This window comes from Paraburkholderia tropica (assembly GCF_900109265.1).
In the GTDB taxonomy this organism is placed as follows: Bacteria; Pseudomonadota; Gammaproteobacteria; order Burkholderiales; family Burkholderiaceae; genus Paraburkholderia; species Paraburkholderia tropica.
The window spans coordinates 22,748-48,471 of the sequence record NZ_FNZM01000023.1 but is presented as its reverse complement, the minus strand read 5'-3'; the positions used below and the strand labels follow the sequence as shown (position 1 = coordinate 48,471).

The 25,724-nt window shown below is 61.8% G+C and carries 22 protein-coding genes; 7 read left to right on the top strand and 15 right to left on the bottom strand.

Features of this window, described 5'->3' with window-relative positions:
* Nucleotides 1-10: 10 nt before the first annotated feature.
* The 4 genes from BMY06_RS31465 to BMY06_RS31450 all read left to right on the top strand — a co-directional run bounded on the left by BMY06_RS31465 (nucleotide 11) and on the right by BMY06_RS31450 (nucleotide 2,983).
* Nucleotides 11-1,246 (top strand): FlhC family transcriptional regulator, encoded by a 1,236-nt coding sequence (locus BMY06_RS31465; RefSeq protein ID WP_074987010.1) that lies wholly within the window; start codon nucleotides 11-13, stop codon nucleotides 1,244-1,246.
* On the top strand, nucleotides 1,230-1,409 hold the full coding sequence (locus BMY06_RS31460; RefSeq protein ID WP_074987009.1) for a hypothetical protein: 180 nt from the start codon (nucleotides 1,230-1,232) through the stop codon (nucleotides 1,407-1,409). Before BMY06_RS31465 ends, BMY06_RS31460 begins: the two co-directional genes overlap by 17 nt.
* A 14-nt stretch (nucleotides 1,410-1,423) precedes the next feature.
* Nucleotides 1,424-1,792, top strand: a complete 369-nt coding sequence (locus BMY06_RS31455) for a hypothetical protein (RefSeq protein WP_074987111.1) — start codon at nucleotides 1,424-1,426, stop codon at nucleotides 1,790-1,792.
* Nucleotides 1,793-1,987: 195 nt separating this feature from the next.
* A complete protein-coding gene (locus BMY06_RS31450; RefSeq protein WP_074987008.1) occupies nucleotides 1,988-2,983 on the top strand; it encodes a CAP domain-containing protein in 996 nt (331 codons plus the stop codon).
* 676 nt (nucleotides 2,984-3,659) lie between these two features.
* Here the strand turns inward: BMY06_RS31450 and BMY06_RS31445 are convergent.
* The 14 genes from BMY06_RS31445 to BMY06_RS31380 are packed head-to-tail and all read right to left on the bottom strand — an operon-like array spanning nucleotide 3,660 to nucleotide 18,749.
* Nucleotides 3,660-4,892 (bottom strand): hypothetical protein, encoded by a 1,233-nt coding sequence (locus BMY06_RS31445; protein ID WP_074987007.1) that lies wholly within the window; start codon nucleotides 4,890-4,892, stop codon nucleotides 3,660-3,662.
* Between the two features lie 9 nt (nucleotides 4,893-4,901).
* Nucleotides 4,902-5,501 (bottom strand): type 4 pilus major pilin, encoded by a 600-nt coding sequence (locus BMY06_RS31440; protein ID WP_080180130.1) that lies wholly within the window; start codon nucleotides 5,499-5,501, stop codon nucleotides 4,902-4,904.
* A 13-nt stretch (nucleotides 5,502-5,514) separates the two neighbouring features.
* The gene (locus BMY06_RS31435; RefSeq protein WP_074987006.1) at nucleotides 5,515-6,654 is read right to left on the bottom strand and encodes a type II secretion system F family protein; all 1,140 of its coding nucleotides are present in this window, start codon (nucleotides 6,652-6,654) and stop codon (nucleotides 5,515-5,517) included.
* On the bottom strand, nucleotides 6,651-8,972 hold the full coding sequence (locus BMY06_RS31430) for an ATPase, T2SS/T4P/T4SS family (RefSeq protein WP_074987005.1): 2,322 nt from the start codon (nucleotides 8,970-8,972) through the stop codon (nucleotides 6,651-6,653). Before BMY06_RS31430 ends, BMY06_RS31435 begins: the two co-directional genes overlap by 4 nt.
* 2 nt (nucleotides 8,973-8,974) lie before the next feature.
* Nucleotides 8,975-9,784, bottom strand: coding sequence for a hypothetical protein (locus BMY06_RS39115; RefSeq protein ID WP_143064448.1), 810 nt, complete (start codon nucleotides 9,782-9,784; stop codon nucleotides 8,975-8,977).
* A gap of 16 nt (nucleotides 9,785-9,800) precedes the next feature.
* The gene (locus BMY06_RS31420; protein WP_074987004.1) at nucleotides 9,801-11,117 is read right to left on the bottom strand and encodes a hypothetical protein; all 1,317 of its coding nucleotides are present in this window, start codon (nucleotides 11,115-11,117) and stop codon (nucleotides 9,801-9,803) included.
* A gap of 11 nt (nucleotides 11,118-11,128) precedes the next feature.
* A complete protein-coding gene (locus BMY06_RS31415) occupies nucleotides 11,129-12,724 on the bottom strand; it encodes a type II secretory pathway protein (RefSeq protein ID WP_080180131.1) in 1,596 nt (531 codons plus the stop codon).
* 43 nt (nucleotides 12,725-12,767) lie between these two features.
* The gene (locus BMY06_RS31410; RefSeq protein WP_074987002.1) at nucleotides 12,768-13,358 is read right to left on the bottom strand and encodes a toxin co-regulated pilus biosynthesis Q family protein; all 591 of its coding nucleotides are present in this window, start codon (nucleotides 13,356-13,358) and stop codon (nucleotides 12,768-12,770) included.
* A gap of 3 nt (nucleotides 13,359-13,361) precedes the next feature.
* Nucleotides 13,362-13,769 carry a lytic transglycosylase domain-containing protein gene (locus BMY06_RS31405; RefSeq protein WP_074987108.1) on the bottom strand — a complete coding sequence of 136 codons (408 nt, stop codon included), beginning with the start codon at nucleotides 13,767-13,769 and terminating at the stop codon, nucleotides 13,362-13,364.
* Between the two features lie 14 nt (nucleotides 13,770-13,783).
* Nucleotides 13,784-15,025, bottom strand: coding sequence for a TrbG/VirB9 family P-type conjugative transfer protein (locus BMY06_RS31400; protein WP_074987001.1), 1,242 nt, complete (start codon nucleotides 15,023-15,025; stop codon nucleotides 13,784-13,786).
* Nucleotides 15,022-15,816: a transglycosylase SLT domain-containing protein gene (locus BMY06_RS31395; RefSeq protein WP_244144430.1), complete on the bottom strand. Its 795-nt coding sequence runs from the start codon at nucleotides 15,814-15,816 to the stop codon at nucleotides 15,022-15,024. The genes BMY06_RS31400 and BMY06_RS31395 overlap by 4 nt, the downstream gene beginning before the upstream one ends.
* A gap of 28 nt (nucleotides 15,817-15,844) precedes the next feature.
* Nucleotides 15,845-17,122, bottom strand: coding sequence for a TraB/TrbI/VirB10 family type IV secretion system protein (locus tag BMY06_RS31390; protein WP_074987000.1), 1,278 nt, complete (start codon nucleotides 17,120-17,122; stop codon nucleotides 15,845-15,847).
* 2 nt (nucleotides 17,123-17,124) lie between these two features.
* The gene (locus BMY06_RS31385) at nucleotides 17,125-18,048 is read right to left on the bottom strand and encodes a TrbG/VirB9 family P-type conjugative transfer protein (RefSeq protein ID WP_074986999.1); all 924 of its coding nucleotides are present in this window, start codon (nucleotides 18,046-18,048) and stop codon (nucleotides 17,125-17,127) included.
* On the bottom strand, nucleotides 18,045-18,749 hold the full coding sequence (locus BMY06_RS31380; protein WP_074986998.1) for a VirB8 family type IV secretion system protein: 705 nt from the start codon (nucleotides 18,747-18,749) through the stop codon (nucleotides 18,045-18,047). The genes BMY06_RS31385 and BMY06_RS31380 overlap by 4 nt, the downstream gene beginning before the upstream one ends.
* Before the next feature lie 467 nt (nucleotides 18,750-19,216).
* On the opposite strand from BMY06_RS31380, the gene BMY06_RS39110 reads away from it, so the two are divergent.
* Nucleotides 19,217-19,882 (top strand): hypothetical protein, encoded by a 666-nt coding sequence (locus BMY06_RS39110; RefSeq protein WP_143064447.1) that lies wholly within the window; start codon nucleotides 19,217-19,219, stop codon nucleotides 19,880-19,882.
* A gap of 46 nt (nucleotides 19,883-19,928) precedes the next feature.
* Here BMY06_RS39110 and BMY06_RS31370 read toward each other — a convergent pair whose 3' ends face one another.
* Nucleotides 19,929-21,311, bottom strand: a complete 1,383-nt coding sequence (locus tag BMY06_RS31370; protein ID WP_074986996.1) for a replication initiation protein — start codon at nucleotides 21,309-21,311, stop codon at nucleotides 19,929-19,931.
* Between the two features lie 797 nt (nucleotides 21,312-22,108).
* Between BMY06_RS31370 and BMY06_RS31365 the strand changes: the two genes are divergently transcribed.
* Both BMY06_RS31365 and BMY06_RS31360 read left to right on the top strand, forming a co-directional pair.
* Nucleotides 22,109-23,317 carry a ParA family protein gene (locus BMY06_RS31365; RefSeq protein WP_074986995.1) on the top strand — a complete coding sequence of 403 codons (1,209 nt, stop codon included), beginning with the start codon at nucleotides 22,109-22,111 and terminating at the stop codon, nucleotides 23,315-23,317.
* Nucleotides 23,314-24,285, top strand: a complete 972-nt coding sequence (locus BMY06_RS31360; RefSeq protein WP_074986994.1) for a ParB/RepB/Spo0J family partition protein — start codon at nucleotides 23,314-23,316, stop codon at nucleotides 24,283-24,285. Before BMY06_RS31365 ends, BMY06_RS31360 begins: the two co-directional genes overlap by 4 nt.
* Nucleotides 24,286-25,724 lie beyond the last annotated feature (1,439 nt).

Below are 25,724 nucleotides of genomic sequence, written 5' to 3'. Positions count from 1 at the left end.
AAAATCAAATATGGATCACACAAAAAACAACCATGCCAAAAGTGTAGAGGACTACAAGGCGCTGGACCGGCTATACCTTCCGCGCTGGCTCCGCGAGCGTATCCGTGCGACCAACTACGATCTCGTTGAGCACATGCGCCAGGTCCTGGTCTCCAAGCCCGCTTTCAGCGCAATCTACGGCGTCGACCCAAAATCGATCGAGCATCTGCACCGCAACGAAGCTTCGCTGCGTAGCCTGCTTGGCACGCCATTCTTGATGGTTTCACCGTCGCTTCCATCGGTCGAAGACTGGCGTTGCTTCGTTGACAACACGGCAACGACTATGGCTGTAGACGCGCTGCGAGACAGCATGCCGGCAGCACGCGACGCGCTAACCATCCAATCGATCCAACACCACAACCGGCAGTTCCTCGACCTCATCCAGTCTGTCGCAAACATGAATGTGCTTGCCGCGCCGCTGCTCGGCATGACGCCGGAACTCGTGCGCTATCTCGGCAGCCTCCCCGCGTACAAACTCCGCACAGCGCTCGAGCGCATCCGCGACCTGCCGCTCTTCTGCTGGCGCTTTCGCGATGACGCCTTCTGGTTCCAGTTCACCGCACATGACCTGAACGTCGAGCAGGTAGCCCATCACATCATGTCAACGACGCCGTTTCGCGCGGGTGATCTGCCGCACACAGCCAACTGGACCGACCTGCGACTGGGCCGCGAGACGCACGAAATGTATGCCGCGTCCCTGATGGCCCACGGCGGCCGCGCGAGTACTGCGGCCACGCTGTTCTGTCTGCCTCAGAGCAAGACGCGCCAGATGTACCAGACGATCCACGGCAAGCGCTCGCCGTGCGGCAACCTCCCGAACTCGCTGCAATGGTTCGTTGACAAACCGCAGCATCGTCTGCACTCGACGGTCTTCATCTGGCTCTTCAGCGCGGCGCTGGGGGCCGACGCAAACACGCCTCAGGCGCTGATCGCGGCCGCCGATCTTTATTCGAACCTGTTCGCCGACACTTCCCCGGTACTGCTCACGGTCGACCGCGCGTGCGGCTTGACTCGGTGGATGGGCGCTAGCACGCGACTGTCCCTCGCGCCTTGCCGCGAGTGCCGCACACATTACATCGTGTCGAACAACGAGTCGAAGATCGAAATGCGCCACAGCTTCGTGTGCCCGGCATGCAACGGCAGCTTGTTGCCCCGCGCGCGCGGCGCCGGCCGAAACGGGAGGAATGGAAATGCAGCAAGTATGTGACCGCGTTGAATTGCCCGCCGGCCTTGTCGTCTTGAGCACCGACGGTCGCGCGCAGTTTGGCTGGCAAGACTCGGAGACGGGCGACTACTTCGCCGAGGAAGACGGCCGCTGCATCGTGAACGCAATCGGCTCCGTTCCGTGGTTCGCGCGCGCCGTTCACTGATGAAGGACCGCCGCATGGAAGATCTCGCCTGGCTAGTCAGGGACAGCGCTGCGGCGTGGCTACGTGGTTACGGAGACGGCCGCTTTGCGGGCTATGAATCGTTCTACCGGGAGGCACGAAATGTCGCTCCGGAAAGCTTCGATCTTGAACGGCTCAACGAGGACTATTCGGCGTGGGTGCGCGAGCGCCCATCGCGCTTCGTGAGTGCCCTCAATCGGCCCATCGTTGCACGCGCACTGATCGCGTTTCTCGCCGTCTGGATCGGCGCGCAGGCGGTCCCTCACGCGGCCGGCTACGCCCCAAAGACGACGGCGGGCCTGCTGGTCGCGGTATTCGTCGGTCTGCGGATCTTCCACCGACAGCGGCGTAAACGCCTGATTTGATGCAAATCGCATTTCCCCGCTCTTGAGGCGGGTTTTTTCTGCGGATACTTAAAGTCTTTCGAAATCTTTCCGTTAGTTATAGGATCGCCCGCGGCGCGACGGGCTCGCCGACTTGACTTCCGGACGAGCCTGGTAACCTGGGTTTCAGGTTCGCGCATGGGGCGCGGCTAAAAATCTAAAAAGAGGACCACACCGATGAAACAGAAGAAAATCTCCTCCGTCACGGCTTTCGCCTTTGCAGCTTCGCTTGCTCTCGCCGCGTGCGGCGGTGGTGGCGGTGGCGGCGACGCCGCATCGAGCTCGAACAACTCGTCGACCGGCTCGACTGCACCGTCGGCTAGCACGGGCAACGTGTCGACCCCGCAGTACGCGGCGAACAGCGCCCAACTAGCGGTGTTCAACACGATCAACACGCAGCGCCAACAATGCGGCTTTCCGGCCCTGACCGAGAACACCGTTCTCGACCAGGCAGCACAAGCGCACGCATCGTATATGGGACAGAACGGCGGCACGGTCACCGATACGGAAGTCGCTGGCAACCCCGGCTTCACCGGCGTCACCTACACCGATCGGGCGGTTGCGGCTGGCTTTCCTGCTGCATCGATCGCAGGCGGCGTGAGCGCGGGCTTTTATACGAACGCAACGCTCACCGAGACTGCATATGGCGAGCAAATCGCTGCGGGGTGGGCCGCTGGGGTATATCACATCGCGCTGACCGTTCTGCCGATCACCCAAGTCGGCGTGGGCTGGAACGAACTGTCGTACAACGGGTACCCCGAAATCCAGTCAACTGTGACCATGGGCAGCATGCAAAAACTTGCGGGTACGTTGCCGCTGACATATCCGTGCGAAGGCACCACCGACGTTCCGTACCAAGTGGCTGGCGAGTCGCCCGTTCCGCCGAATACGTCGGGCGCTTGGGGCGCCGCTATCGGCATCGAGGCAAATCCCGGCGATACGATTCGGATCACCTCGGGAACCCTCTCCGACACGTCCGGAAACGTCGTGGCGCTGCAAGTGCTGGATTCATCAACTGACACGACTGGTTTGATTAAGGCGTACGAGGGCCGTGCCTATCCCGCCGTAGCATTGAGTAAGAGCACCACGTATACGGCAACGATCAATGGGACGTGGAACGGTACGGCATTCACCCGGACCTTCCGCTACACGACTGGCACCAGGGTCGGATAAACACCTAACGAAGAAATGAAAAAAGCCCGCTTATTGCGGGCTTTTTTCTTCCGGTTTGCGAAACGTCAGTGACCGCATGACCCAGAGGCATGTGTGGTGTAATAGGCCCACTTGTAGAAAAGGCTATCGGACGTCGTACTCCAGCACTCCAAAATAGTCTCGTAGTAGGTCGTCCCGCATTTATCTGTCAGAAGCGACGTGCTGCCGGTGTACCAGCTAATTTGGTATCCAGCCGGTGGTACTGCCGAGGATGCCGATCCACTATAGGTCCCGTTCACTGTCCAGCCGGACGGCAACTGCGCCATGCACTGCGTTGGAATGTCCGGGCGCGCCGGCAACGTCGGTTGACACATGAGATCCACCCAGGCAACGCCGTTCCAATCGGGGCCAGAAATCTGCGTATAACCTGGCGCACAAGTCGGCGGCGCCTGATACTGGCACTGAGGTGATGAATACTGTGCCCCTTGCCAGACGGCGGCTACAGCGGTCGTCCAACCCGCGGCCGCAGGACACGCGCCGGGAGTTTGTGGCGCATTGACCAGCTTTGGCGTGCATGAGGAATCTTGGTAGCCATTTGTACAGCGCACGGGCGCTGCGAATGCAGCGTTGGAAATTATCGGAGTGCAAAGCACGATGACCGTGTACATCAATCGTCGGAAATTCATGTCGTCCTCGGTCAGAACTCGCAATAAGTTGTGGCGATAGCCACTCCCTGTATGCCTGCCCCGCTTCCATCTGTAATCGTCACCGTCCAGGGTCCGGTGCCCGTTGCCCCCAAGTTCACTGTTGCAGTGGGATCGACGTACAGTCCCTGAGCATCGAGCAAGATCGCGGGTATTCCACCGGAAGCGCAGTATGGCGCCGGTACGGTCGACCCGTTAGAAACGGTGTAGTAGCCGTAGCGCAGCGTGGTTCCGCCAATCGGAAGCCATTCATACCCACTTGTCGTGTACTGACACGAAAGCATGAGCCCGGAGCCGTCTGCATTTGCCGCGATTCGCGTCGTGCCGGTGGTCGAAGTGCAGCTAGCGCGCGGAGTCGCCTGGTTCGCGACCTCGAGCGCGCCGAACACGGTCGCGTTACCGTGCACCGCGGCCGCACCCGTGTCGATCGGCGCCGAGTCGGTGCCCGCTGCGCTCTGCACGTAGAGCGTGCCCGGCGAGCGCACCGCGTTAGAGACGTCCACGTTCGACGCTGCGACGATCGGTGCCGCGATCGTGCCCGTCGCGTCGATGCTGCCGACGTTGTGGAGATCCACGCCGTTCACGTTCTGGCTGCCGGTCCATGTCAGGCTGCCGTCGCGCCGGATATACAGCGAGTTGCCGTCGTTGCCTGCGCCATTCGTCGCGAGAATCGCCGCGGCCGGGGTGCCCGATAACGGATTGGTCGCGGTCCACGTGCCGCTGATGCCCGAAATCGTTCCTGAATTTCGCGTCGACGAGAACCCGAACTGCGTCCCCTGCGAATTCGCTGCGAGCGCAATCTGGGCCGCGCCGGATACGTCAGGCTTGCCGTCACGCGTATAAGGCAACGACGGATAGAAGACCCAAGACACATGGCAGTTGCCGTCCTGCTCGGTGCAGCCGTCCGGCACCATGCTGACCTGGATCGTGTAGCTTCCGCCCCAGAACGGCCCCGCGCGGTACGACTGTTTCAGATTGCCCGCCGCTTTCAGGTCGGCCACCGTCGGCGCCGTCAGTGTCGCGTTACCCGACTGGGCGTACTGGCTGAGCAGCGTCGAGTAGTTGTCGTTGGTCCAGCTGCCGAGCGCGTCCGCGATCACGGCCTCGTTCTGCCCTTCGCTCGCAAGCAGCGCGGCCCGGTGCTTCTGGATGTCCTCGCGGATCTGGTACACCGTCAGGATCGCCGCCGCCGCGAGGTAAACCGCCATCTCGATGATGCTGCCCATGCCCGGTCCTCAGCTGCGCGTCGTGTACATGTTCACCGTGGCGGTATCGCCACCCGCCGCACACGCGCTGCCCGCCTTCGCGCTGCTGAACGTCGTCGACGGACCGGACACCACCGTGCCGTTAACCGACACCTCGGTGAAGATGTTCACGACCGCGCTGAGCGCCATCGAACACACCGCCTTCGGAACCGGGTAGCTCGTCACAATCGCGTCGTTGGACGAGGTGACCGTCCCCGGCTCCGCCGTCACCTGCCCGCCGAAGATTCCCGTCACCGTCGAGTAGTCGCTCGACACGCGCGCACCCGCCGCGTCGAACGCGTGGTTCTGCGCGAGTGTGGCCAGCGTTTCGCTGGAGAAGTCAGCGTCGTTGGACGTGGCGTTCTGGATGCCGGTGTGGAACATGCCTACCTCGCTCTTGAACGTCGAGGACTGCACCATGTTGCGCACGAACGGCACGCCGTAAAAGAGTGCGAGCGAGAGCAGCGCGGCCGCAGCGAGCACCGCGCCCGCCTCGGTCAGCGAGAGTTCGCCGGTCTGCTTCTTCAGACGGCCGAGGCGTCGCATCTGAGCCTTGTGCGCCGAGGCGCGTTGAGTGACATTGGTTTTCATGTGATAGCCCAAGTTAGAAGTTGTTTCCCGAAGTCGCGCTCAGCGCGCCCTGGAAACTGGTGATGCCGGTGACGACGTAGGAACCGACACCGAGGCCGATAAACAAGGCTGCCGCGACACTAAGGAGCACGTAATGGGTGATCCGGGCATTGCGGCGCACAGCCTCGACAACGCGATCGAGAGACGTGCGGCCGAGCGACTTGATCGCATCCACGAAGTTGTCGCGCCGCTCCGAGTCGGCGATCCGGTCGACCACATCCTCGGAGAAGATGCCAGTCGCGAACGCGCGCATTGGCTGCTCGGGATGCTCCTTGAGGCGACGCTCCATCGTCGAGACGTGCCAGCTCAACCACGGATCGGCGTGGCGGCCAATGCGCTTGAGCGCGGCCGACAACGTGAGGCCCGAGTCCAGCAGACCCGACAACGAAACGATCAGGAGCGCCGCGCGCAGGTCGCGCCGGTTGCGCCACATGAGCGGCACCGCATCCACGCGGTTGCGCAGCGCGCCGGTCCAGCGCTTGAGCCCGTAGTAATACGACGACACGCCCGCCGCGAGCAGCGCGACGTTGAGCAGGCAGTAGTCGTAGCAGTACGTGTCGACCGCGTAGAGGATCTTTCCGGACGGCATCCACTGGTCGAGCGGCCGTACCTGGAGCAGTTGCGGATACACCATGCCGCCGAAGAGCATGCACAGGCCGTACATGTAGCAGAGCAGCACCATCGGATAGGCCATCTGGAGCGCGGTCGTATTCGACAGCACGCGCTTGGCCGAGGCCGCCATCTCACACAGGTCGAAGCCACGGCGCGCGGCATCTTCCTTGTCCGACGCGAACGCCAGATCCAGCAGCGCGTACTCGTCGAGCGGCACGAACGGCTTGATTGCGAGCGCGAGGCCGTCGCCGTGGCGCATGCGCGTCTCCATCTCGTCGTAGGCGAGCCAGACGATCTGGCCTCGTTCGCGCGCGCGCTTCTTAAGCACCTGGAGCCGCTCGATGAGCGTTTCGCGGTTGCGCAGACCGGTGGTCTGCTCGATGTCCAGACGCGACTCGCGATAGAACATCTCGCGAACCTTCTGGAAGCGCCACTTCGCGACCTTCATGCGCTCGGCGCGCGGCAGGCGCATGCAGACGCGGTAGAACAGGCGACCGATCATGACGGCGTCCTCCCGTCACGGTCCGGCATGACGCTGTAAACGCTGAACGGCTTCATCCCCCGATCGATAAAACGCGGGTCGATCAATCCCTGCGACGCCTTGTAGAGCGCGTGCTCGTAGATGGTCTTGCCGGTCATGTCGGCCGAACCGAAATCCGCCGTACGCTCCTTGCGCCACACTCTTTCGGCGCCGCGCCAGTCGCGCACCACAATGCGGTCGAGAAACTCTGGCGTTGGCCGATACAGTTCCATCGCGAGCGTCTGGCCCTTCGTGCCGGCGGCCACCTTGCCGTCGCGCGTCAAAAGGCCCTTCTTTCGGCAATGCTCGCAGCCGTCATCGTTGCGGCACGCCATCTTCGCCGTGTCGAGGCCGAATTTGACACGCAGCGTTTCGAGTGCGTCGGCGCTCATGACGTCGGCCGCAGGCTTCTTGCAATGCGGGCAGAGTAGCGGGATGAGCTTCTGGTTGCCCACCGCGTTGATGAACTTGTCGGATGCGACTTCATCGGCGGCCAGCCGCAGGCGGTCGCCCATGAGGCGCATGAAGACGCCGATGATGCTGTCAGCGTGGATGGTCGAGCGCACCGGATGGCCCGTGAGCGCGAGTTCGACCACGAGACCGGCGATGGTCGAATCGAGGATTTCCGCGATCGTCAGATCGTCCGGGTCCATGCGCATCAGCGTGCGGATGATTGTCGCGACCTTGCGGCGGAACTCCTCTTCGGTCTCGTCCAGACCACGCGGCACCGACTGATCGGAGAGCCACGGCAGCGGATACTCCGAGGGCATGCTCACCGCGTACTGCTTTTTCAGTTCGCGGTCTTCAACCATGAACGACAGCGCTCGCAGCAGCGTGGTTTTGGCCGAACCCGTCTCGCCCGAGAGCAGCACGGCGCCCCCGCTGACGTGGCCTAGCGCTTCGACGATCGCCAGCTGGCTCGCCTCGAGCCCCATCTTTTCGGGCATGCGCACCGAGTAGTTGCGGAAGTTGCCGTCGAGCATGCGCAGGGCCACGTCGAACCCGCCCATCTGGGGCGCGCTCTGCCAGCGCAGGTTCAGCGTCGCGGTCGCGAGCGCGATCGGGATCATGGCCGACTGCGCGGCGCTCGGCTGGAACGCGTTGCCGCTGTTCGTGTTGCTCTGGACGAGATCCTGATAGACCGCTGACAGCGCCCGCAGGATCGTCGCCTTCGGCATGCGCTCGTAGGTGTAAAGATCACCGTCGACGCGAAAGCGCACCTCCGCATCGGAGAGGTAGTCGCGCGATTCCCAGTGCACGTCGCTCGCACCATACGTGTTGGCTGCGTCGATCACGTCGAGGAACAGGGCAATCGCGCGCGATCCCTCGGGTACATGTTTCGAGAGCCGGATGCGCGCACGCTCGTAGACACCGCCGATGACGTCCGCAGTCGCCACCATTTCCTCGCGAACGGTGATGTGTACGCGCTCCAGATCCTGCAGATAGGTCGCGTACAGCGCAGTCTCGTGAAACTCGCGTGTGGCGATCACCACAGCCATGCCGGCCTGCATGTCCACCGCCACGAACTCGCTGCGCGCCTCAGGCGTAATGCGCAGCGTTGCATCCGGCGTCGTATCGCAGAGCACACGTTTGAAGTCCGCGAGTGCCTGGGCCGAATTCAGACGTGGCATGCCGACTGGCGTGTACTCGATGTCCGACACGGCGAGCGCACGCTGCTGCGCCTCGCCTTTGTCTTCATCCGGCGTTTGCCGGTTGTGGCCGCGTGGCTCGTCGTGATCGCCGCTGTTCCCTTCGTCGAGCCTTTCGCTGCGGGGCGCACCGTCCGCTGCTGCGCGCGGGTCATCGCCGACCTGTTCGCGAACCTCGTCGCGAACCACTTCACGGACCTCATCGCGTGCCTCGGCACGTGCCTCTGCGCTCGGTGCTTCGACGGGCGATCCGGACACCATGTTCTCCGGCATCGCGAAGCTCAACGCTTCGTCGTCCAGCGCCGCCGCAGGCGGCACGCCGGGATGCACGCCAGCATCGGCACCGTCGTCGCCCGCCACGTCGTTCGGGGTCTTCGTGCCGCTCCAGCCATCGGCGGTCTCGAACGCATCGACGTCGGTGACGTCCGCGTCGCGCAGGTACGCACCGAGCGATCCAGCAGGTGCGCCGGTCCCCTTGCGCGCCGCATGCGCGGCATGCACAGGCCGCGTCGCTCCGAGAACCGGCTCGACCGGATCAAGTGACGCAGCCGCCTCAGACTCTTCAACAAAGCCGCCACGCCATGCACGCAGCCGCGCCATCATGCCGCTGCGGGGCTTTTCGCTACTTTCCATATTTCCGAACAGCGACATCTCTACCTCCCAAAACGTGCGATCGGTTGAGCAAGGCTCACCCCCAGCGGCAACGGCGACGACAGATCGCCGAGTGCCGAGCCGGCGATGTACGGCGAACCCGTGGATTCCTGTGTGCCGCCGCTCATCGGCACACTCCAGGTGTGTTTGCCCTGCGCCACGACAACCGACAGGCCATCCACGCGGCGAGCGATCCAGCCGTTGAGCAGCTTCTCGCCCACGCGCGCCGGATAGACCGCCCCGTTGAACTGATAGAGAACGTGTTGACCGGCCGAGTCGGTATAGGCGCCCACGAACGTCACCGGCGTCGTGCGTTCGCGCGCAACGAACGGCTGCACCATCGGCGCCGGAGCCGCCACGGGCGCGGCGGGTACCGGCGTCTTCAGCGTCACGGCCGCGCCGCTCGCAGGCGTGTCGCCGTCGCCGCGCAACGCGCGCGTGAGCTTGCTGCGGGCAAGCTCGTCGATGTCGTGAAGCGTGAGATGGGTGTCACCAACTGCGGCGGCCACCGACGGCCCGGCAGCGCTTGCGCTCGGTGCCGGCGCGCCCGCGGCTGCGATCGCGCCGGTACGGGCCGCTTCCTCGGTCAGGCGCGACGCTGGCGCAGCGTTGGAGGCTTCGGCGGGAGTCGCCGGTGAGGCAACGACGGAGTGCGATACCGGGTGCGATTCGGCATGCACGACAGGCGCAGCTCCGGTTGATGCTGGCGTGGATGAAGGCGCGGGCGCGATGGCTGCCGCGAATGACGGCGTGGCGACGTTGGCCGCGTGGGCAGCAGCGACACCGGCGAGCAGCGCGATGCCAAACGGCACGGCCAGATGGCGTGATTTAGTGGACGACATAGTATTTGCCCTTCGCAACGAAATGGATGCCGACCTTGCCCAGTTCCTCGGGCGCGGCGGTGTCGAGCTTTACGCTCAGGGACTCGAGGGTCATGTTCGACGGCAGCGCAGCGAGCAGCGGCGATTGCCACCGGTATCCGTCGATCTCCCAATTGCCCTCGCGCAGCAGCGCGCGACCGCGCTCGTCACGCGGAAGCGGCTCCGAGATCAGTGCGCGGCTCGGTTCGAGCTTCACCTCGTAACCGAAGCTCTGGAGATTGAGCGGCTTGATGGACATGCGCTGCGGCGGCGTCTGGAGCATCTGGATCAGCCGCTGTTCATCGGGCCACGCCTTCATGTCTGCGACCGACAGATTCGCCGCGCGCGGCAACATCGGTCCGCGCGCATAGAGGTGCAGGCCATCCGGCGCAAAGGTGACCGGCTGCATTGCGGCCGGCGCACTGCGCGAGAAGTCCTCGAATGCGCCGCCCGCGCGCTGCCAGGTCAGCGAACACGAACCCACCGGCGGGCACTCTGCCTTCTCGAACTGCCAGCCCATGCGGTTCGTGTCGATGTAATCGAGCAGCGTGAGCGTGTCGGGCGCCAGTTGCGACGCGAGCGGCCTGTGGCCCGCGAACACCTTGCCCATCGCCTGCTCATAACGCTGGTCCCAGCTCGGCGCGGTATTCACCACCGGCGGCGGGTTGAGCGCGCCCCACATCTGCTTTCCGGCAAAGCCCGCGATCGCCAGTGCGAGCAGCAGCACAACGGACGTCGGAATGCCGCCCGGCACGCGCTTGATGCGCCCCGCTTTCTTCTGCTGCAGCAGCTCCGCGGGGCTGAATCGTTCATCGCCCGGTGCGAGCGCGTCGCCCGAAACCAGCACGGTCAATCCCAAGTCCAGCTTTGCACTCTGGAGCGCGATCTCTTCACGGCGTTTCGCTGCGGCGGAGAGCGCGATTACTTCATCACGGCGCACCGCGCCACGCACGACGTGCACAAGATGCACCTGGGCGCCGTCCTGCATGAGCACCAGTACAGCGGGCTTCGCGCGCACGCGCTCGAGCATCGCCACCCGCGCGGCGCCTGAATAAAGCTTTGCGCCACGCAGTTCGCCCTTCTCGCCGGGCGCGGAAACACCGGGCGCGCAGAAGCCGCCGATCAGCTCGGTACCGACCTTCATCTCGACGTAGTGCGTCGCGGAGAAGTCGCCCGCGTAGCGCGTGCGGCTCTCCTTCGCGCCCTTCTCGGGATAGGCGCTCCAGTCCAGCCCGAACGCCAGGCGCGCGCGCTTGTCTCCGGGCAGCGGTTCAGTGATATGCATGCCTGTCGCGCTCACATCGAAGGCACAACGCTGGCCGTGAGCATCACGATCTGGAACGTGCGCGACTTGTTCCACGTCCCGGTGATGCCAGCGAGGCCGCCGTTGGTCGTGCTGTCCGCCGTGTCCGTCACCGCGCCATAGAGCACGACGGTCTGTCCATCGGACAGCGAAATGGTCTGGTCATCCTTGTTGCCGATGACGTGCGCAAGCTGGATCGACTGTGCCGTCTGACCCGAGCCGGTGCCCGCGGTCGTGAATGGACCGTTCTGCTTGGACGAGTCGCGCCAGTACGCGAGCACGATCTGGTTGTGGTCGTTCACGGCGGGCAGGATGTGCAGGAAGTCGCCCGTCGTGAGCGTGCCTGGCGTGAGGCCGACAACACCGCTCGACGTGCCCGTGAGGCTCCCCGACGAAGGCGACGTCGTGCGCAGATAATCGTCCGACTGGAAATTCGCCACCGACACGGGCAGGCCGTTGAGCGTCATCTTCGTGATGGTGTTGTCGGAGACCGTGCGGCCGTACTGGTTCAGGCCGTTGATCACCGCGTTCGTGCCGGAGAACGGCGCGTTCGACTGCAGCACCGAGAAACCGACCGTGCCACCACCAGAAGAAAGCGAAGTCGGCGAGGCGAAACTCACCGCCCACTTCGCAAGTCCTCCCTGGATGCTGTTGAACACCACGTCCGCGTTCAGCCCGGACTGCGTGCCGCGATTGAGCGCGATCTGGATCGTGCGCACGCGCAGCGCAACCTGACGCGTCGAGATGGCGTTTTCATTCTTGAGCAGCGCGCCCATGCGGTCGGCCGCTTCCTTCGTGTCGTACACCATGACGAGGCGGCTCTGCGGGTTGACCGTGATCTTGCCCATCGGCGAGCGCAGATCATTGAGCTCGGCGGTGATGTTCGCGATCTGGTCGAACTCGCCCTTGCGGCCCGTCGACGTGACAGCTGTGAAGGAGCCCGTATCGTTCGTCGAGCCCCCGGTCGAACCGGTCGACTGGTTGCCCGTCGACGTGTCAGTGCCCTTCGACATCTTCGACTCGATCGACACCTTGCCCGGAATCGCGGCGATCTGGAACATGCGCGTGACGAAGCGGCTGACGTTGATTGTCGAGCCGTCGAACGACCAGTCGAGACCGAGGTTTTCCGTCACGTCGTGCAGGTACTGGCCAACACCGCAACCCTCGCAAGGCTGCTCGTACAGGGGTTCTTCGGTGGTTTTCAGGCCCATGCCCACCATCGCCTGGGTCGTCTTGCCGTCGTTGCTCGGACGCGGGATCAGCGAATCGCGCGGGATGTACACGTCGGGGCTCACGTGCACCGGATAGCCCGTCGCGTTCGATACGAGGGTCGCGATAGTCTTGACGCCCAGTCGCGGCGGAAACGTGACCTTCTTGTCGCGGAAAATCGCGGGCAGCGTCGCCTCATAGGCAACCGGCACGGGGCGATCGCCAAGGAACGCGCGTGGCACAAGCTCAACGAGCGGAATGCCTTGCCCGAAGCCGCCGTAGGCGGAAGACGCCGTGAGATTCGCCTGGTTGTAGGCATCGTTCACGTCGCCCTGCGTGACAGCGCAACCGGCGAGCGCCGCCACGAGCGTTGAAACCATGGTGGCGGCAATGAGAGAGCGGTGACGGAGTTGGCGCATCGGTTCAGTCCTTGCAGTTCGCCGCACGCGCGATCACGCGGATGACGTTGTTGGTGTGCTCGCAGACGCGCGCGGGCGTGCGCATATGGTTGGTGGCTTCCATCACCTGCGTGAGCACGGAACGGAAGTCGCCGGTGAAGGTCGCGTTGAACTCAACCGGCAGATCGTCGTCGATCTTCCAGGCGAGCTGCCAGCCGAGCGTCTGCAGCCAGGCGTCGAGCGCGTTGCGCAGGTTCATGGACATCGGCGTGATAGAAAACGTTATCGTTCCCGCTGGCTCGCCCGTGGCCGTGCCAGGCAGTACGACCGGCTTCACGTCAATGGACGCGGCACCCAGGGGCGATGCCGCAAGCTGTCCGGACGTCACAGCAGTGGAAGCCGTCGGCGTCGCGGGGACGGCAGTTGCGGCAGGGGTGCCAGATGCCGGGTCCGTGTTCGCAGCGGGCGATGAAGCCGCGAGCGACGCCGGGCTGAGCACCTGCCAGCCATCGCCAGCCGGCGCGTGCACCTTTGACTGGTCGGCTTCGACAGCGGCGGCAGCGTTGGCGCAATAGAGAGCCAGCAGGGACGACGCGAGGATGGAAATTTTTCTCATTGCTCAGTGCCCCTGCAGGCGGCGATAGATCGAGTTGGCGTAGACGAGCTGGTGTGCACTCGTCGGCGAGTTGTAGGCCCCCACGGCTTTCCACGTCGGGCCGAATTGCCGGATGTTCGACGCGAGAATCCACGTGCCGACATAGGCGTTCACGCACGCGTTGAAGAGATGCTCGCGCCGGATGCCGTAACGCGCGAGCTTCGGCAGCCACGACGAATTGATCTGCATGAGGCCGATGTCTTCGGTGCCGTTGCGGTTCACGTTGACGGCGTCCGCGCGCATGCCCGACTCCTGTTTTGCGATGGCGCGCACGAGCTGCACATTGATGTGGCGGAACGCCGCCGCGTCGTCGAGACAGTCGGCGTGTGCAACGAAGGGCGTGACGCTGGCCAGAGCGGCGGCGGCGACGATGAAGAGCGGGCGCGTCACGACGACGCCCCCGCACGCTCGAAATACTTGACGTCATGGCGACGCAGCACGCTGATCGTCTGGCCATCGGCGGTCACGATGAACTGCTCGGACGTGCCGTTGAACTTGTAGTACCGGCCCTTCTGCTCGCCCGAACCGAGGTGATGTACATCGGCAACCGTCACGTTGATCACGCTCGGCGAGAACTTGAAATACGTCTGACCGCCCTCGTCGAACACTGATTCGAGATGCGCGGCGTTGCCCGCCGGAAAGTCGTAGACCGTGCCCGCGTTGCGCGCGACTTCGACGTGGTTCATCGCGTCGGCAACGACGAAGCGATCTGCCCGGTCGATCGTCATCACCCCCGCGTCCGCGTCCCACTTCGGATGCAGCGATTTGCCGTCGGCCGTGGTGAATTTCAGGTCCTTCGGCTTCGACGCGAAGCGGATCTGCGTGTGCTCGTCGTCGCCGTCACGGATGGCGTTAGCACCGAAATACTTCGCAAGCAGGGACTCGGGCGCGGAAACGTCAGGCGTTCTTGTCGCAACGGTCGCGACCGGCTGCGACGACGAGGCCACCGCGTAATTCAGCGCACCGGACTTCTCGACTTCGCTGCGCAGACGCACGTGACGCGTGCCGAAGTCGACATCGGCGTAGAGTCCGCTCGCATTCATCAGGCGGTCCAATGCGTGCAGCCAGTTCTCGCCCGCCTGCGTTTCGAAGCGCGTCGCGGCCGTCAGATCCACGTCCTTTTGCGCCGCGCCACTCCAGCCCTGTGGCACCAGCGCCTTGACCATCGAGGCGACCGGCATGTTCGCGTTCAGACTGCGCACAGGATCGAGCGCGCCGTGCTCGCCGATGAGCGCGAGACGACCACTGAAGCCCGCGAACGCCACCGGCTGATCGTCGCCCGCACCGGGCACGACACCGTGGCCGCCGATGAAGCTGTTCGCGCGGTTCCACGTTGCGGTCGCGGTGTGGCCTGCCACGCTGTACTGGATCGACGCGGGCGTGCCGTCGACCACGATATAGGGGCCTTCGGGATGGCTGCCTGCGACGGTGATGGCCTGCCCCGCGCGCGGCTGGATGTAGGTCTTCGATCCGTCGTTGAAGATCAGTGCGGGCCGCTCGGCGATGCCACCCGCGACCTCGTAGTCGAAATCGAACGGGTCGGTGTTGGCGGCATTCGCGAAAGGCGCAGCGACCGGCGCAGCCAGGAGCGCGCCGAGGATCGCGATACGGATAACGGTCTGCTTCATAAGCCGGCGTTGATCTGGTTGAGGTGACGCACGAAACGCGCGAGATAGGCACTGCCCGGGGCTGGGTTCGCGCTGTGGTAGTACGCGATCGCCTTCGCGACCGAGCGCGTGCTCTGGAAGTTCTCGTTGAGAATGGCCTCGGCCACGCGCACGTTCCTGGCGGGTGAGAGCGCGTCCCACGGTGACGCAAAGCGCTGGTGGTGATACCGCCAGTTGATCTGCATGATTCCGACGTCGAAGTCGGAGCGGCCTGCCGCGATCAGCGCGCGCATCGCCTCGTACGCGTCTTCGCGCGAACGAAAGAAGAAGCCCCGACCCGCAACGTTCAGCGTCCACGGCCACGCACGACCGTTGTAGGCCGACTCGTTCAGCGCAATGCCCGCGAGCACTTTCGGATCGACACTGGTATGCAGCAGCTCGAACGGCGTGACCACGCTCGCGCATGCCCAGCCGCCTCGGCCTTCGGTCATCGCCGCCTGCGCGTCGTCGTCGAGTTCGCGCGGTTGCAACCAGCCGCTGCGCACCATCAGGCCCGCGAGGGACACGTCGTGGGCGTCCACTGACACGGTCATGCCCGCATCGGTGGAACTGTTCACCGGTTGCCCGAGCAGCGGTGCCGCCCAGGTTTCAAACGGCGCAAGGCCGCAATACAGGACCGGCTTGCCGTCGAGCGTCGCCACCTCGCGCGCCCCGCCCGAACCGAGAACGAGCGAGACCGGGCTGATCACCTGTGTGATCGACGCCGCGTGCACAGAAGCGGCGCACGCGAGGACGGCTGCCCCGGACGTCAGCGCGAGGCACAGGGATGCGAGCGCGCGCCTAACCACGGTACGGCTCCAGGTGAATGTCGCGGTTCACCTTGATCATGAAGCGGTCGCCCGGCTTGAGCGTGATCGTCGGCGGGATGTTCTGGTAGCGGCTCAGGATCGACTGCGCGGTTTGCGCGGCCACCTGCCCGGCCGTATTGCCGACCTGCGTGACGCCATACGGGCCACTCGTTGTCGAGCTCGTGTCGCTGCCGTCGAAACGGTTGAGCAGGATGGCGGTGATAAACGACGCGCTGTAGATCTTCCAGAAGTGGTTGTTGACGTCACCCGAGAAGCCCGCGTAGCCGTTCTGGTCCGCGCCCTGCGCGCCGTAGAGCGGCACCTGCTTGCCGTTGGGCAGACGCATCTCGGTGGCGGCAACGAGGATGCTCTCCTGCCCGACCTTGATGTCGCTCTGGTACGGCGCGGTGATCATCGTGCCCTTCGGGATCATGAGACAGGTGCCCGTGAGGCTGTCATAGATATCCCGCTCGACCATCAGCGACGCCGTGCCCGGCCGGTCGGAGTTTTCGCCTTCCGTCACGAGCACGCCGATGTGATGCGGCGGCGAGAGCGTGCACGCGCCCGACTGGCCGACGAAGCCCGCGCTCAGAAAGCCTTCGCCCGACGCTGACTGCGTTTTCGCATCCTTGAGGAACTGCAGATCGCGCTGGGCGGACGAGGTCGTCGAAGCCGTGTTGCCCTGCCCCATGGCCGCGCTAAGCGCCTTGGCCTGCGCTTCAGCCGCGCTCGTCGCCGATTGCTGGGCTGCGGCCGCCTGCATCGCCATCTGAGCGGGCGTCATCACGCCCTGCACCCCAGCCTGACTGGTCGCCTGCGCATTCTGCTGTTCGTTGACTTTCTTGCCCGGCGTGAAGATGGGCGAGGCGTAGATGGCGTCGACGTTCGCCGGCGTGCCGAGATTGGGCGACGTCGTTTCCTTCGCAAACTGATCCACCGAAAGTGCGGGCTTCGAGGCCTGCGCGGGCGTGGATGCGCCGGCAGTAGCACGCGCCCTGCGTTCGGCTTCGCGCGCAGCGGCCTGCTGGTCCTGGATGATCTTGTCGATGTCTTCGCCGCTATGCGTGTGATCGACCGACGCAGCCATCTTTGCGGCCTTCTCGGCCTTGGCGTCCGCATCGGCCTGGCTCGCTTCCTTCGACTGGTAGTAGAAGCCAAGGCCGCCGATGACCAGCGCGAAGAGCATGCCGACGGCGAGCAGCGCGCCGCGCGGCGACTTGCCCTTTGTGACGCGCTCCTGATCGGTCGGCTGGGGGTTCTGGTTCGACATGCTCAGAACCCGAAGATGCCGCGGCGGCCGCGCGTGATCGTGACGTCGTCGCTCCCGGCGCGCAGCACGATCTTGTTTGCGAGCTGCTGCACGACGATGTACTGCCCGCGGCGGATAAAGTTGGGCGCGATGTCATCGCCGTGATCCTTGACAATCGGCACGGCGAACGGCGCATCGGCGGGCAGACGCAGCCAGACGAACTTGCCGTCATCGAACACCGTCTCGGGCTTGAACGGCGCCGAGCCCGAAATCGTGTATTCGAAATTGAGCTTCTCGGGCGAGACGCCGAGCGGCCCCGAGTCGGTCGAGCTGCCGTGCTCTGCATCTGCACCGGTATCCACACCAGCGCCTGTTCCTGCTCCCATGCCCTGCCCGATCCCGGCCGCATCACGCGCACGCGCCTTCGCCAGCAGCGACTGTTGATAGTGAAAGCGCACGCTCTGGTAGAACAGGCCACCGACCGGTGACGAGACAAGCGTGAAGTCGTAGTCGCGCAGGTTCGTCGTGATGTGCATCGTATTCACGAGCGACGGGCGCATCGGCTTGATGTACAGGTGGTTCGCGTTATCGGAATCCCACGTCCACGACACCGTGTCGCCAAATGCCGGATCGGAAACCAGCTTCTCGCCCGGGGCGAACTCGATCGTCGTGAGCTTCGCGGGCGCAGCCATCACCCGGTAGATCTGGTCGCGGCTGTAGTTGAAAACCACGATGCGCGCGTCGTTGGGCATCGTCACCGGATCGACACCCGTGTTGTACGGATTCACCGGGCTCATCGGGTCGCCGATGATCGAGCCGACATCGAGCGGGCCGGAGAGCGTCTGCAAGGACTGCGTCTTGCGCGCGGCGTGCGCGGGGACAGAGATCGCGAGCGCGCAGGCGAGCGCGGCAAGCGGCACGAAGGAACGGGATGCCGGGTTCGTCATGCGGTCTTTTGAAGCGTCCAGAATGGGAAGAAAATCCCGAAGGGGTTGGTGCCGATCGCGTCGTCGGAGCTGGCCGGAACGATCTGGTAGCGCAGCGTCAGCGCGTAGCGCACCTCAACAGGTTTGTCCGACGGGAACTGGGTGGTCGTCGTTGTGAATTCGACAACGACGGTCGAGTCATCGAGGACGGACACGTTGATGACCTTCACCTCGCGAACGAGCTTGGGGTTGGCCGTGATGGTCTGGAATGGCGCGTCCAGCTTGACCCAGGCGGCAAACTGGTTCTTGCCGTTGTCGACCATCTGCGCCTTGACGGCGTTGATGTTGCGAGCAAGACGGGACGTCTCGATGGTCGGCGTGAGCACGGGCTCGATCGTGAACCAGTATTCGACTGACTCGGAAACGGACTTCCGCAGCGCCTGATCGTCGGGCTTGTAGGCGGCGAGCTGGCGAACGAGCGGGTGGCCGCCCGCATCTGCGGACACACCATAAGCCTTCACCACGGACGGCGGCGGCTGCCGTGTCCACACTGCCCCGCCGGCGATGGCCGCGAGTAAAAAGCAGAAGAGCTTCCAGTGGTTCGCTTCGACGCGCAGACGCGTGCCTTTATCGAAGATGATCTTTTCGGGATCTTCTTCGGAGTAGCCGCCCGGAGCTGTGGACAGGGCGATCTGCTTTTTGGAACGACGGAAGAGAGGCATGACGCGCGCGCAAGACGAGTTGGTTCGCGTCAATTGAATCAGTGCGGCACCCCACGCTCTGGGCAAAAGCCGAGCTATTTTGCACACCATTACGCCGCGCTGTGTTTCGCGAGCCGAGGTGACAAGCGCCTGCCGGTGTTTTCGCGGAATGGTGAGGTTTTCGTGCAGCTTTTGAGGCAAACGTAACGGTTGCTCGGTGTTACGTTGTGTCCCAACAATCCCACACCTATCGCGGCATACCTTCCTTCTAATAATCAACGGCTTGTGCGCGAAATGTCACTCCCAGGTGACAAGCGCCTGTCGGCTTTGATTCTTATCCGGAAAGAATCGACAGTCCGATCGTGCCCAAACATGGGCGATTGTTTCGCGGGCGATGGGAAATCACGCGTCGAGCGATCACAGGCAAGGACTTGACAAGCTTTCTCGCGAACTATCTTGAGAGAGCCCTTCGCTACCACTTTGACACCATGGAACAACTCTTCGTCGTCCCGCAATCACTGAACAAACGCACTGCGCGCTCCATGCACGCTCAAATGCAGGAACTAGATGTTTCCCGATATGAAGTCGGGCGTTTCTATCGTGGAGTTCTGCGACAACAGATCTGGCCATCGCAACGAGATATGGCGAATGCACTCGGCGTCTCGACGTCTAGCGTATCTCGTCTCATTGCACTGGCGCGCATTCCCGCGGAAGTGGTATCCGCGCTAGGAAGCCCAAACGAACTTTCGTTTCGTGTGGGTGAGCTTGTGCTTGGAGCGCTCAAAGTGTCCGGCGAACGCGCAGTGATCGAGAGAGCGATGGAAGCGAAGCGGTTGGGCTACCAAAAAGTTGAGGAGCGTATCGAGTACATTGTGTCTGATCGGGTACCCCAACAAAACGTCGGGGGAATTCGAGTTCGACTTGCGCGGGATAAGCAGAGCTTGCGAGTGGAAATACCTCAGCTCTTGCGCTTGATGCCGCATCTTTCAGCCCTTGAAGAGTGGCTATCCAGTTCGATTACTTTCTTTGAAGCGTCGGTACTCAGCAAAGTGGCCGTCGCAGCCCACGATGCACACGGGGCACGGCGGTCACCCCTCGATCGACCGGTCTCAACGGGGCAACAGAAATCGGGCACTGAGAGGGTTAGACTTTAGCGTTCGGCCTGCGGATCACAAAACAAGAGCCGACGTGCTGCCACAGCTAGCGCGCCCTACCCTTTGCTGCACGCGCTTTGTTATACACAAAGCCAGCAAAACCATCGCGGAGGTCCGGGTAGCGCTCAACCATCGTCTCGGAAAAATCTCCTGAGACGTCAATGCCCAGTCGACGCAATGTGAGCTTGCCTGCCGCACTAGCCTTGAACGTTCGACGCAAATCATCCCGCTGCTTTGACGTTGCTTCTTGGTAGATTTCCCAACCGCGGCGCACCTCATCGACGATGCGATTTTGCGCATGTACATCCTGAGCCGCGATTTGCAGAGCCACACGTGTTTCCACATGCTCTCTTGCATCGGCTTCACGTCGTTCCGCAAGTGCGAGCGTCTCCTGCTGCTCTACCATCAGGCGTTCAGCGTCCGACACAATCCAGCGCTCCTTCAGGGCCTTCATGAAAAAGCCCGCAGGGCTTTTCGATACCTTGCCGAGCTTTAGACTGAAGCGAGTGCGCTCAATGGCCTGCTCTAAGCGTTCGTCCGTGTACGTGTCGCGATCCGATGCAATCTGACCAAATTGAACGCTGGAGAGCCCGAACTCTTGCTTGAGCGTTTCGTACAGCACTTTCGCTTGCTCGTGCGTATGTAACAAGCGCTCCTCGACGGCTTTACGTTCGATGCGGAAACGGAGGCGGCCGATCTTTCGCGACCCCTGCTCATTGCGAGTTTCGAAGGACAGGTGGAGGTCGGAAACGGCATTGATCTGCTCGACAGCTGGTCCGAGCCAGTCGCGCTTGAAATATTTGAACTCCTTCGCCTTTGCACCGATCGCTCCCTGCCAAGACCGTAGTTCATCGAGAGTGAACCATTCGGTTACGCCCTCATCTGCATACGGCAGTAGGTGGTCGTACATCACTCGCGCATAGCTAAGCGTGAACAGTGAAGTGATGCGAAGACTCAACCAGTGCGATTTCCCGGGACCACGAATTATGCCGATGAGGTCGGGCGGAACTCGAAACTGGAAGCGGCCGCCGGCGTAGGAAATGCGACCGATCAACTGTACAGAGCCGAACGGCTTTGTACCGTCCGCCTCGGCTTCCGCTGTAGCCTGGATTAGAGCTCTCTGCGCTTCAGTGATGACCTGCTCGAGGTGAGCGTTGTTGCGGCTTGAGTACCGCATGAGCCACTTAAAGTAATCGAGTTCGACGTCATAGAGATCGTGAACGCCGGACTCCTGAGCCACCACAAAATAAGCAGCATCGATCAACCGCCGCGCGGCAACACCAAGATCCACGATCCGAATGAGGACGTTTTTTCGGGCAAAGCCGATATCTTTTCGGGCGGCTTCGACCGGTAGGTCTTCCCCTCGCGCATCGTCGAAAAGCGCCAACGCCAACTGCCTGGACGTGGCTACCTGCCCTCCTGCCGTCATTCGACTCCCCTCGCCATCGTGGCCGCATATTTGTGCCGTACGGTACCGACGGCAAGGTGCGCTGTCAACACAGATCACCTCACCTTATCCAGCATAGCCGCTCAAATCACCTCACCTTTTGCTGATCGGATCACAACTTACCTCACCATTGCCGCCCAAACACCTCACCTTACGGACCTAAATACCTCACTTTTGCGGGGTAAACGCCTCACTCTTGCGCTCAATCAACAGCACCTTGGACACAAAATTCCTCACCTTTCGGCGCTAACCCATTGTTTATATTGACAGACACTGCCGCTGTTTGTGGTTGGTAGGTTCTATGTTTACAAAAACAAACTAACCCCTGTTCTGCAATAACAGAAATGTGTGCGCTCCTTTCCGTGCCGTGGAACTGCCAACCAGCGGAGAAAACGAAGATGCGTCGTAAAAATCCGCGACCACAAGGTGAGGCGAATTGTGATCCATCGAGAAAGCTGCACAGGATCACGCGACTTTTGCAGCCCTAAGGTGAGGTGTTTTGTGTTGCTCTACCCGGCGACGCAACGTGGATTGAGGCGGTGCTTCGTAGCTCGGACGGCCGAAGGCCGTCCGTTGGACCGAAACCCTCCCGCTAAGCGGTTGAAATTCAAACCTTTTCGAAAAATCTGTCTCAGTGGGCCTCGAAAGGGTCGAATGTAATGGCAATTCTTCGGCACGACGAGTATTCTACGGTTCGACGGGCGAATGCTGCCAAACCGTAGAAATGGAAGGTGGGCGTTCGGAAATCGCCTCACCTTTGATGAAAGGGAATTTCCAATATGAATTTAAGCGAGCTTCCAAGTATCGATCGACGGGTGAAACTCACGGATTTCAGTGAGTTTGCTGATCGTTTGAAAGTGATGACGGACGAGCTTCGCGATCAAATCTTGGCACCGCGTCCGCGGAAGAATGCTCCGGTCTTCACGATCGGAGAACTGTCGGAGCTTTGTGGCCTTGATCGACAGAAGATCAATTACCTTGCGACCAAGGACGGCAGTGACCTGCCCGCCGGCGAAACGCACGGAACTGGTCGAGCACGGATCTTTTCATTGAAAGACGCCCGGGAATGGGTGCAAAAGATCTCGACGATTTATCAGACGCCGCTTGTCACCGGGACTCGGGAACAACGCGGCCGTGTGCTGACAACGGCAAATTTCAAGGGAGGATCGTGCAAGACTACGACCTCGATGTGCCTTGGTCAAGGTCTCAGCCTGCGCGGCCGCAAGGTGCTCATGATTGATTTGGATCCGCAAGCGTCGCTGTCGGAACTCTGTGGGCTATACGCGGAGAAAGATATTAATTGGGACGACACCGTTCTCCCCTACATCTACGATCCGAACATCGAAGGTGGCCTCGGGTCGAAAGTCCAGAGCACCTATTGGGACGGACTGGACATTATCCCCGCGCATAACTATCTGCATGATGCGGAATTTCACCTGCCCGCTGAGCAGAAGACGAATCCAGGATTCAAGTTCTGGTCGATTTTGCGTAACGGCATCGAGCCGCTCCGTACGCAGTACGACTACATCATTATCGACACGGCGCCATCGCTGTCCTATATGACGTTGAATGGACTGATGGCGGCCGATTCAATGGTGATGCCTTTGGTCCCAGAGAGTCTCGACTTTATTTCTTCGTCGTCGTTTTGGTCGTTGTTCGCCGAGGTTGCGAATGGCTTTGCCGAGCACGACGTCGATAAGACCTACGACTTCGTTTCCGTGCTCCTCTCGAAGGTTGACTATGGAACGACGTCGTCGGCGCCGGTCGTTCGCTCGTGGACGCAACGCGCCTACGGCGATTGGCTCCACGCGATTGAGATCCCAGCCAGTTCGGTCATGAGCAATGGTGCGCTCGCATTCTCCACCGTTTTCGATTTGTCACGTGCCGACACTGTGGCGAAGACGTTGGCTCGGGTAAAGCAGCCACTAATGGACTACTGCAAGTGGATTGACGATCAATATGTTGCACAGTGGAGGGCCGGCCAATGAGCAGCCTGCGTGACCGCATGATGGCCAAAACGGCCGACGTTCGAGCAACGAAAGATATCAAGCTCGCTGAACAATCAGAGAAGAATAAGACGCCTCTTACTGCGCCTGGAATGGCAGGAGCGTTAGCGCAAGCACAGCAGCGGATCTCTGAGTTGGAGAAGGCAGGCTTGCCATCAGAGGTGAGAGTCGCCGATATCGTTCCGAATCCGTGGCAGCCACGTCAGGTGTTTTCCGAAAGCAAGCTGACTCAACTCGCTGAGTCGATTCGAGAGTCGGGCCTCGTTCAACCCATTGTTGTCCGACGGAAGGACGCGGGCTACCAACTTGTGGCGGGCGAACGACGTTGGCGCGCGCACAAGATGATCGAGAGGGAGATCATCAAGGTCTTTGTGGTCGACCTTTCAGACGAAGAGATGGCGTTGCTTGCGCTCGTCGAAAACGTCGCGCGGGAAGATTTGTCGGACTACGAGATTTCACGTTCGATTCGTCGAACGGAGAAGGAGTTTCCGAGTCGCAAGCGGGTCGCTGAAGCTTTGGGGATTTCGCGCTCGGAGCTGTATAGATTTCTCTCGTTTGCAGAGTTACCGGACTTTGTCATTCGAGACTTGGACGTGCAACCACGCTTGCTCGGCGCCCACGCCGCCCAGAACCTGGTTTCAGTGCTGCGCGATCAAGACGAGAAGGCATTCGAACTTGCCAAGCAAGCTTGGACGAGGGTCGTCGCTGGCGATCTCGATCAAACAAAACTCGCGAAGGCCATCAAGCAGGCAATCGAGGACGATGGGAAGACGGACCATAACGTTAGTGATCGAAAGATCGAGAAGATCTTCGCGGGCGGAAACCAGGCCGGATCTATCACCCGCGATTCTGTGGGCCTCACTGTGAAAATTAGAGCGGGACTGCTCACCGATGAAAAGGAAAGGCAAGTCCGCGAGCTAATCGCCCAACTATTCACTGGGACGGCGTAAGTTTTTTGTGCGGACCACGAAGCCCGATTTATCGGGCTTTTTTTACGTCTTTTGTGTGGCGGTTTATTGCGCTACAACGCGAGACGATCGTGACCCGCGGAATCCCGCGGGCAAGGTGATGCAGATCTAAGTTGTCCCGGTGGAGCGACTCGGTTGCCGCAGGGATGCTTTTGCGTTGTTGTTGGCGCTGCTTCGTGGATCTGGAGTGTCCCCAATGGAGACACGACGTGAAACGCATGTGACGGGTATTTCAACAATGCCGGCGGAGTGCCAAGGTGTCTCCATTGGAGACACTGGCGATGAGTTTCGGGCACGGAGACCGACGTGAGCTGGCTGAGCCGAAGCTGCTCCGGTGAAGAGTTAGAGCAATCGCTAGCTTACGCGACGCCGTCGGTGGTGCGGGGCTCAGAGGCGCGAACATTGCGGAGACGCGGTGTGCGATATTGGAGATGAATACTCGTTACCAGGCTTCGTGTCCGTGTGTCTCCAGTGGAGACACACGCGTCCAGCGGGCTGTTCCGAATTATGCCGAGAACTAGGCGGCCTTTGATCCCCGTTATAAGGCAGGTGTGGAAGCTGTAGCGGTGCCCGTGTTTGTGTCGGATCATCTTAGTGGGCACTGTCGGGCGCAACTCGGCTCGTCAGGCCGAGACGGGAGCAACTCCTTTCGATAGTGTCTCCATTGGAGACACCAGTTCGCGTTTCCTGGAAACAGTCAGTTACCGAAGTTAGAACAAAGTGCGCATATTGTCCGCGCGGGCGCGTGGACATATATTGCCGGCTTTTTCCGTTCTCTATGGCCGCACTGGCGTGGCGCTGAATGCGACTGATACAGGCTCGTGGCAGCGAGTGTCTCCATTGGAGACACGCCTGTTGGCGTGGGTGGAGGTCCTCATCGAAAGTGACCTAAGTTGAGCCAATGCCCATATGCGCAGCGACGCGCTGCCAGCGCCGAGCGCGTTGATCTGACCTGAATGGTCAGAAGCAATAACAGCGTTCACGCGGATGAAGGTGTCTCCAATGGAGACACTTCGTACTGCGCCGAATCATCCGTACTGTCTTGCCGCAACGATTGGCTCGCGTTGAGTCTGTATCGCCGGGTGCGATGAGTATTAAAGCGCAAAGTCGGACATTTGCCCGGAGATTGCGGAGTGTTAGCCTTGAGACTCCGGTTTAATCCCGGACTTTGTTCGCGAACTCCGGGATTAAACCGGGGTTCCAAGTGGTGAGCGTAGGGCTATCACGAGGCGATTGCACACCGCATTCAGCTAAGACCTTTGTGCGACCACTGTATTGTCCGCCCAATTTTTCCCCTGCATTAGTCAGCTGAGGCGAATGTGTGTCAGCGATCTAGCCCGTTACATGGCAAGCGAGATTACGGAACGCGGCGACGGGATCGAAGCTGGATAGCTTTGGCGAATCTCATAGTCTGGCGATCT

Bases quoted from the DNA above. Each gene is read 5' to 3' on its own strand.
- BMY06_RS31465 (WP_074987010.1), top strand. From the start codon at position 11: ATGGATCACACAAAAAACAACCATGCCAAAAGTGTAGAGGACTACAAG.
- BMY06_RS31460 (WP_074987009.1), top strand. From the start codon at position 1,230: ATGCAGCAAGTATGTGACCGCGTTGAATTGCCCGCCGGCCTTGTCGTC.
- BMY06_RS31455 (WP_074987111.1), top strand. From the start codon at position 1,424: ATGGAAGATCTCGCCTGGCTAGTCAGGGACAGCGCTGCGGCGTGGCTA.
- BMY06_RS31450 (WP_074987008.1), top strand. From the start codon at position 1,988: ATGAAACAGAAGAAAATCTCCTCCGTCACGGCTTTCGCCTTTGCAGCT.
- BMY06_RS31445 (WP_074987007.1), bottom strand. From the start codon at position 4,892: ATGGGCAGCATCATCGAGATGGCGGTTTACCTCGCGGCGGCGGCGATC.
- BMY06_RS31440 (WP_080180130.1), bottom strand. From the start codon at position 5,501: ATGAAAACCAATGTCACTCAACGCGCCTCGGCGCACAAGGCTCAGATG.
- BMY06_RS31435 (WP_074987006.1), bottom strand. From the start codon at position 6,654: ATGATCGGTCGCCTGTTCTACCGCGTCTGCATGCGCCTGCCGCGCGCC.
- BMY06_RS31430 (WP_074987005.1), bottom strand. From the start codon at position 8,972: ATGTCGCTGTTCGGAAATATGGAAAGTAGCGAAAAGCCCCGCAGCGGC.
- BMY06_RS31420 (WP_074987004.1), bottom strand. From the start codon at position 11,117: ATGCATATCACTGAACCGCTGCCCGGAGACAAGCGCGCGCGCCTGGCG.
- BMY06_RS31415 (WP_080180131.1), bottom strand. From the start codon at position 12,724: ATGGTTTCAACGCTCGTGGCGGCGCTCGCCGGTTGCGCTGTCACGCAG.
- BMY06_RS31410 (WP_074987002.1), bottom strand. From the start codon at position 13,358: ATGAGAAAAATTTCCATCCTCGCGTCGTCCCTGCTGGCTCTCTATTGC.
- BMY06_RS31400 (WP_074987001.1), bottom strand. From the start codon at position 15,025: ATGAAGCAGACCGTTATCCGTATCGCGATCCTCGGCGCGCTCCTGGCT.
- BMY06_RS31390 (WP_074987000.1), bottom strand. From the start codon at position 17,122: ATGTCGAACCAGAACCCCCAGCCGACCGATCAGGAGCGCGTCACAAAG.
- BMY06_RS31385 (WP_074986999.1), bottom strand. From the start codon at position 18,048: ATGACGAACCCGGCATCCCGTTCCTTCGTGCCGCTTGCCGCGCTCGCC.
- BMY06_RS31380 (WP_074986998.1), bottom strand. From the start codon at position 18,749: ATGCCTCTCTTCCGTCGTTCCAAAAAGCAGATCGCCCTGTCCACAGCT.
- BMY06_RS39110 (WP_143064447.1), top strand. From the start codon at position 19,217: ATGGAACAACTCTTCGTCGTCCCGCAATCACTGAACAAACGCACTGCG.
- BMY06_RS31370 (WP_074986996.1), bottom strand. From the start codon at position 21,311: ATGACGGCAGGAGGGCAGGTAGCCACGTCCAGGCAGTTGGCGTTGGCG.
- BMY06_RS31365 (WP_074986995.1), top strand. From the start codon at position 22,109: ATGAATTTAAGCGAGCTTCCAAGTATCGATCGACGGGTGAAACTCACG.
- BMY06_RS31360 (WP_074986994.1), top strand. From the start codon at position 23,314: ATGAGCAGCCTGCGTGACCGCATGATGGCCAAAACGGCCGACGTTCGA.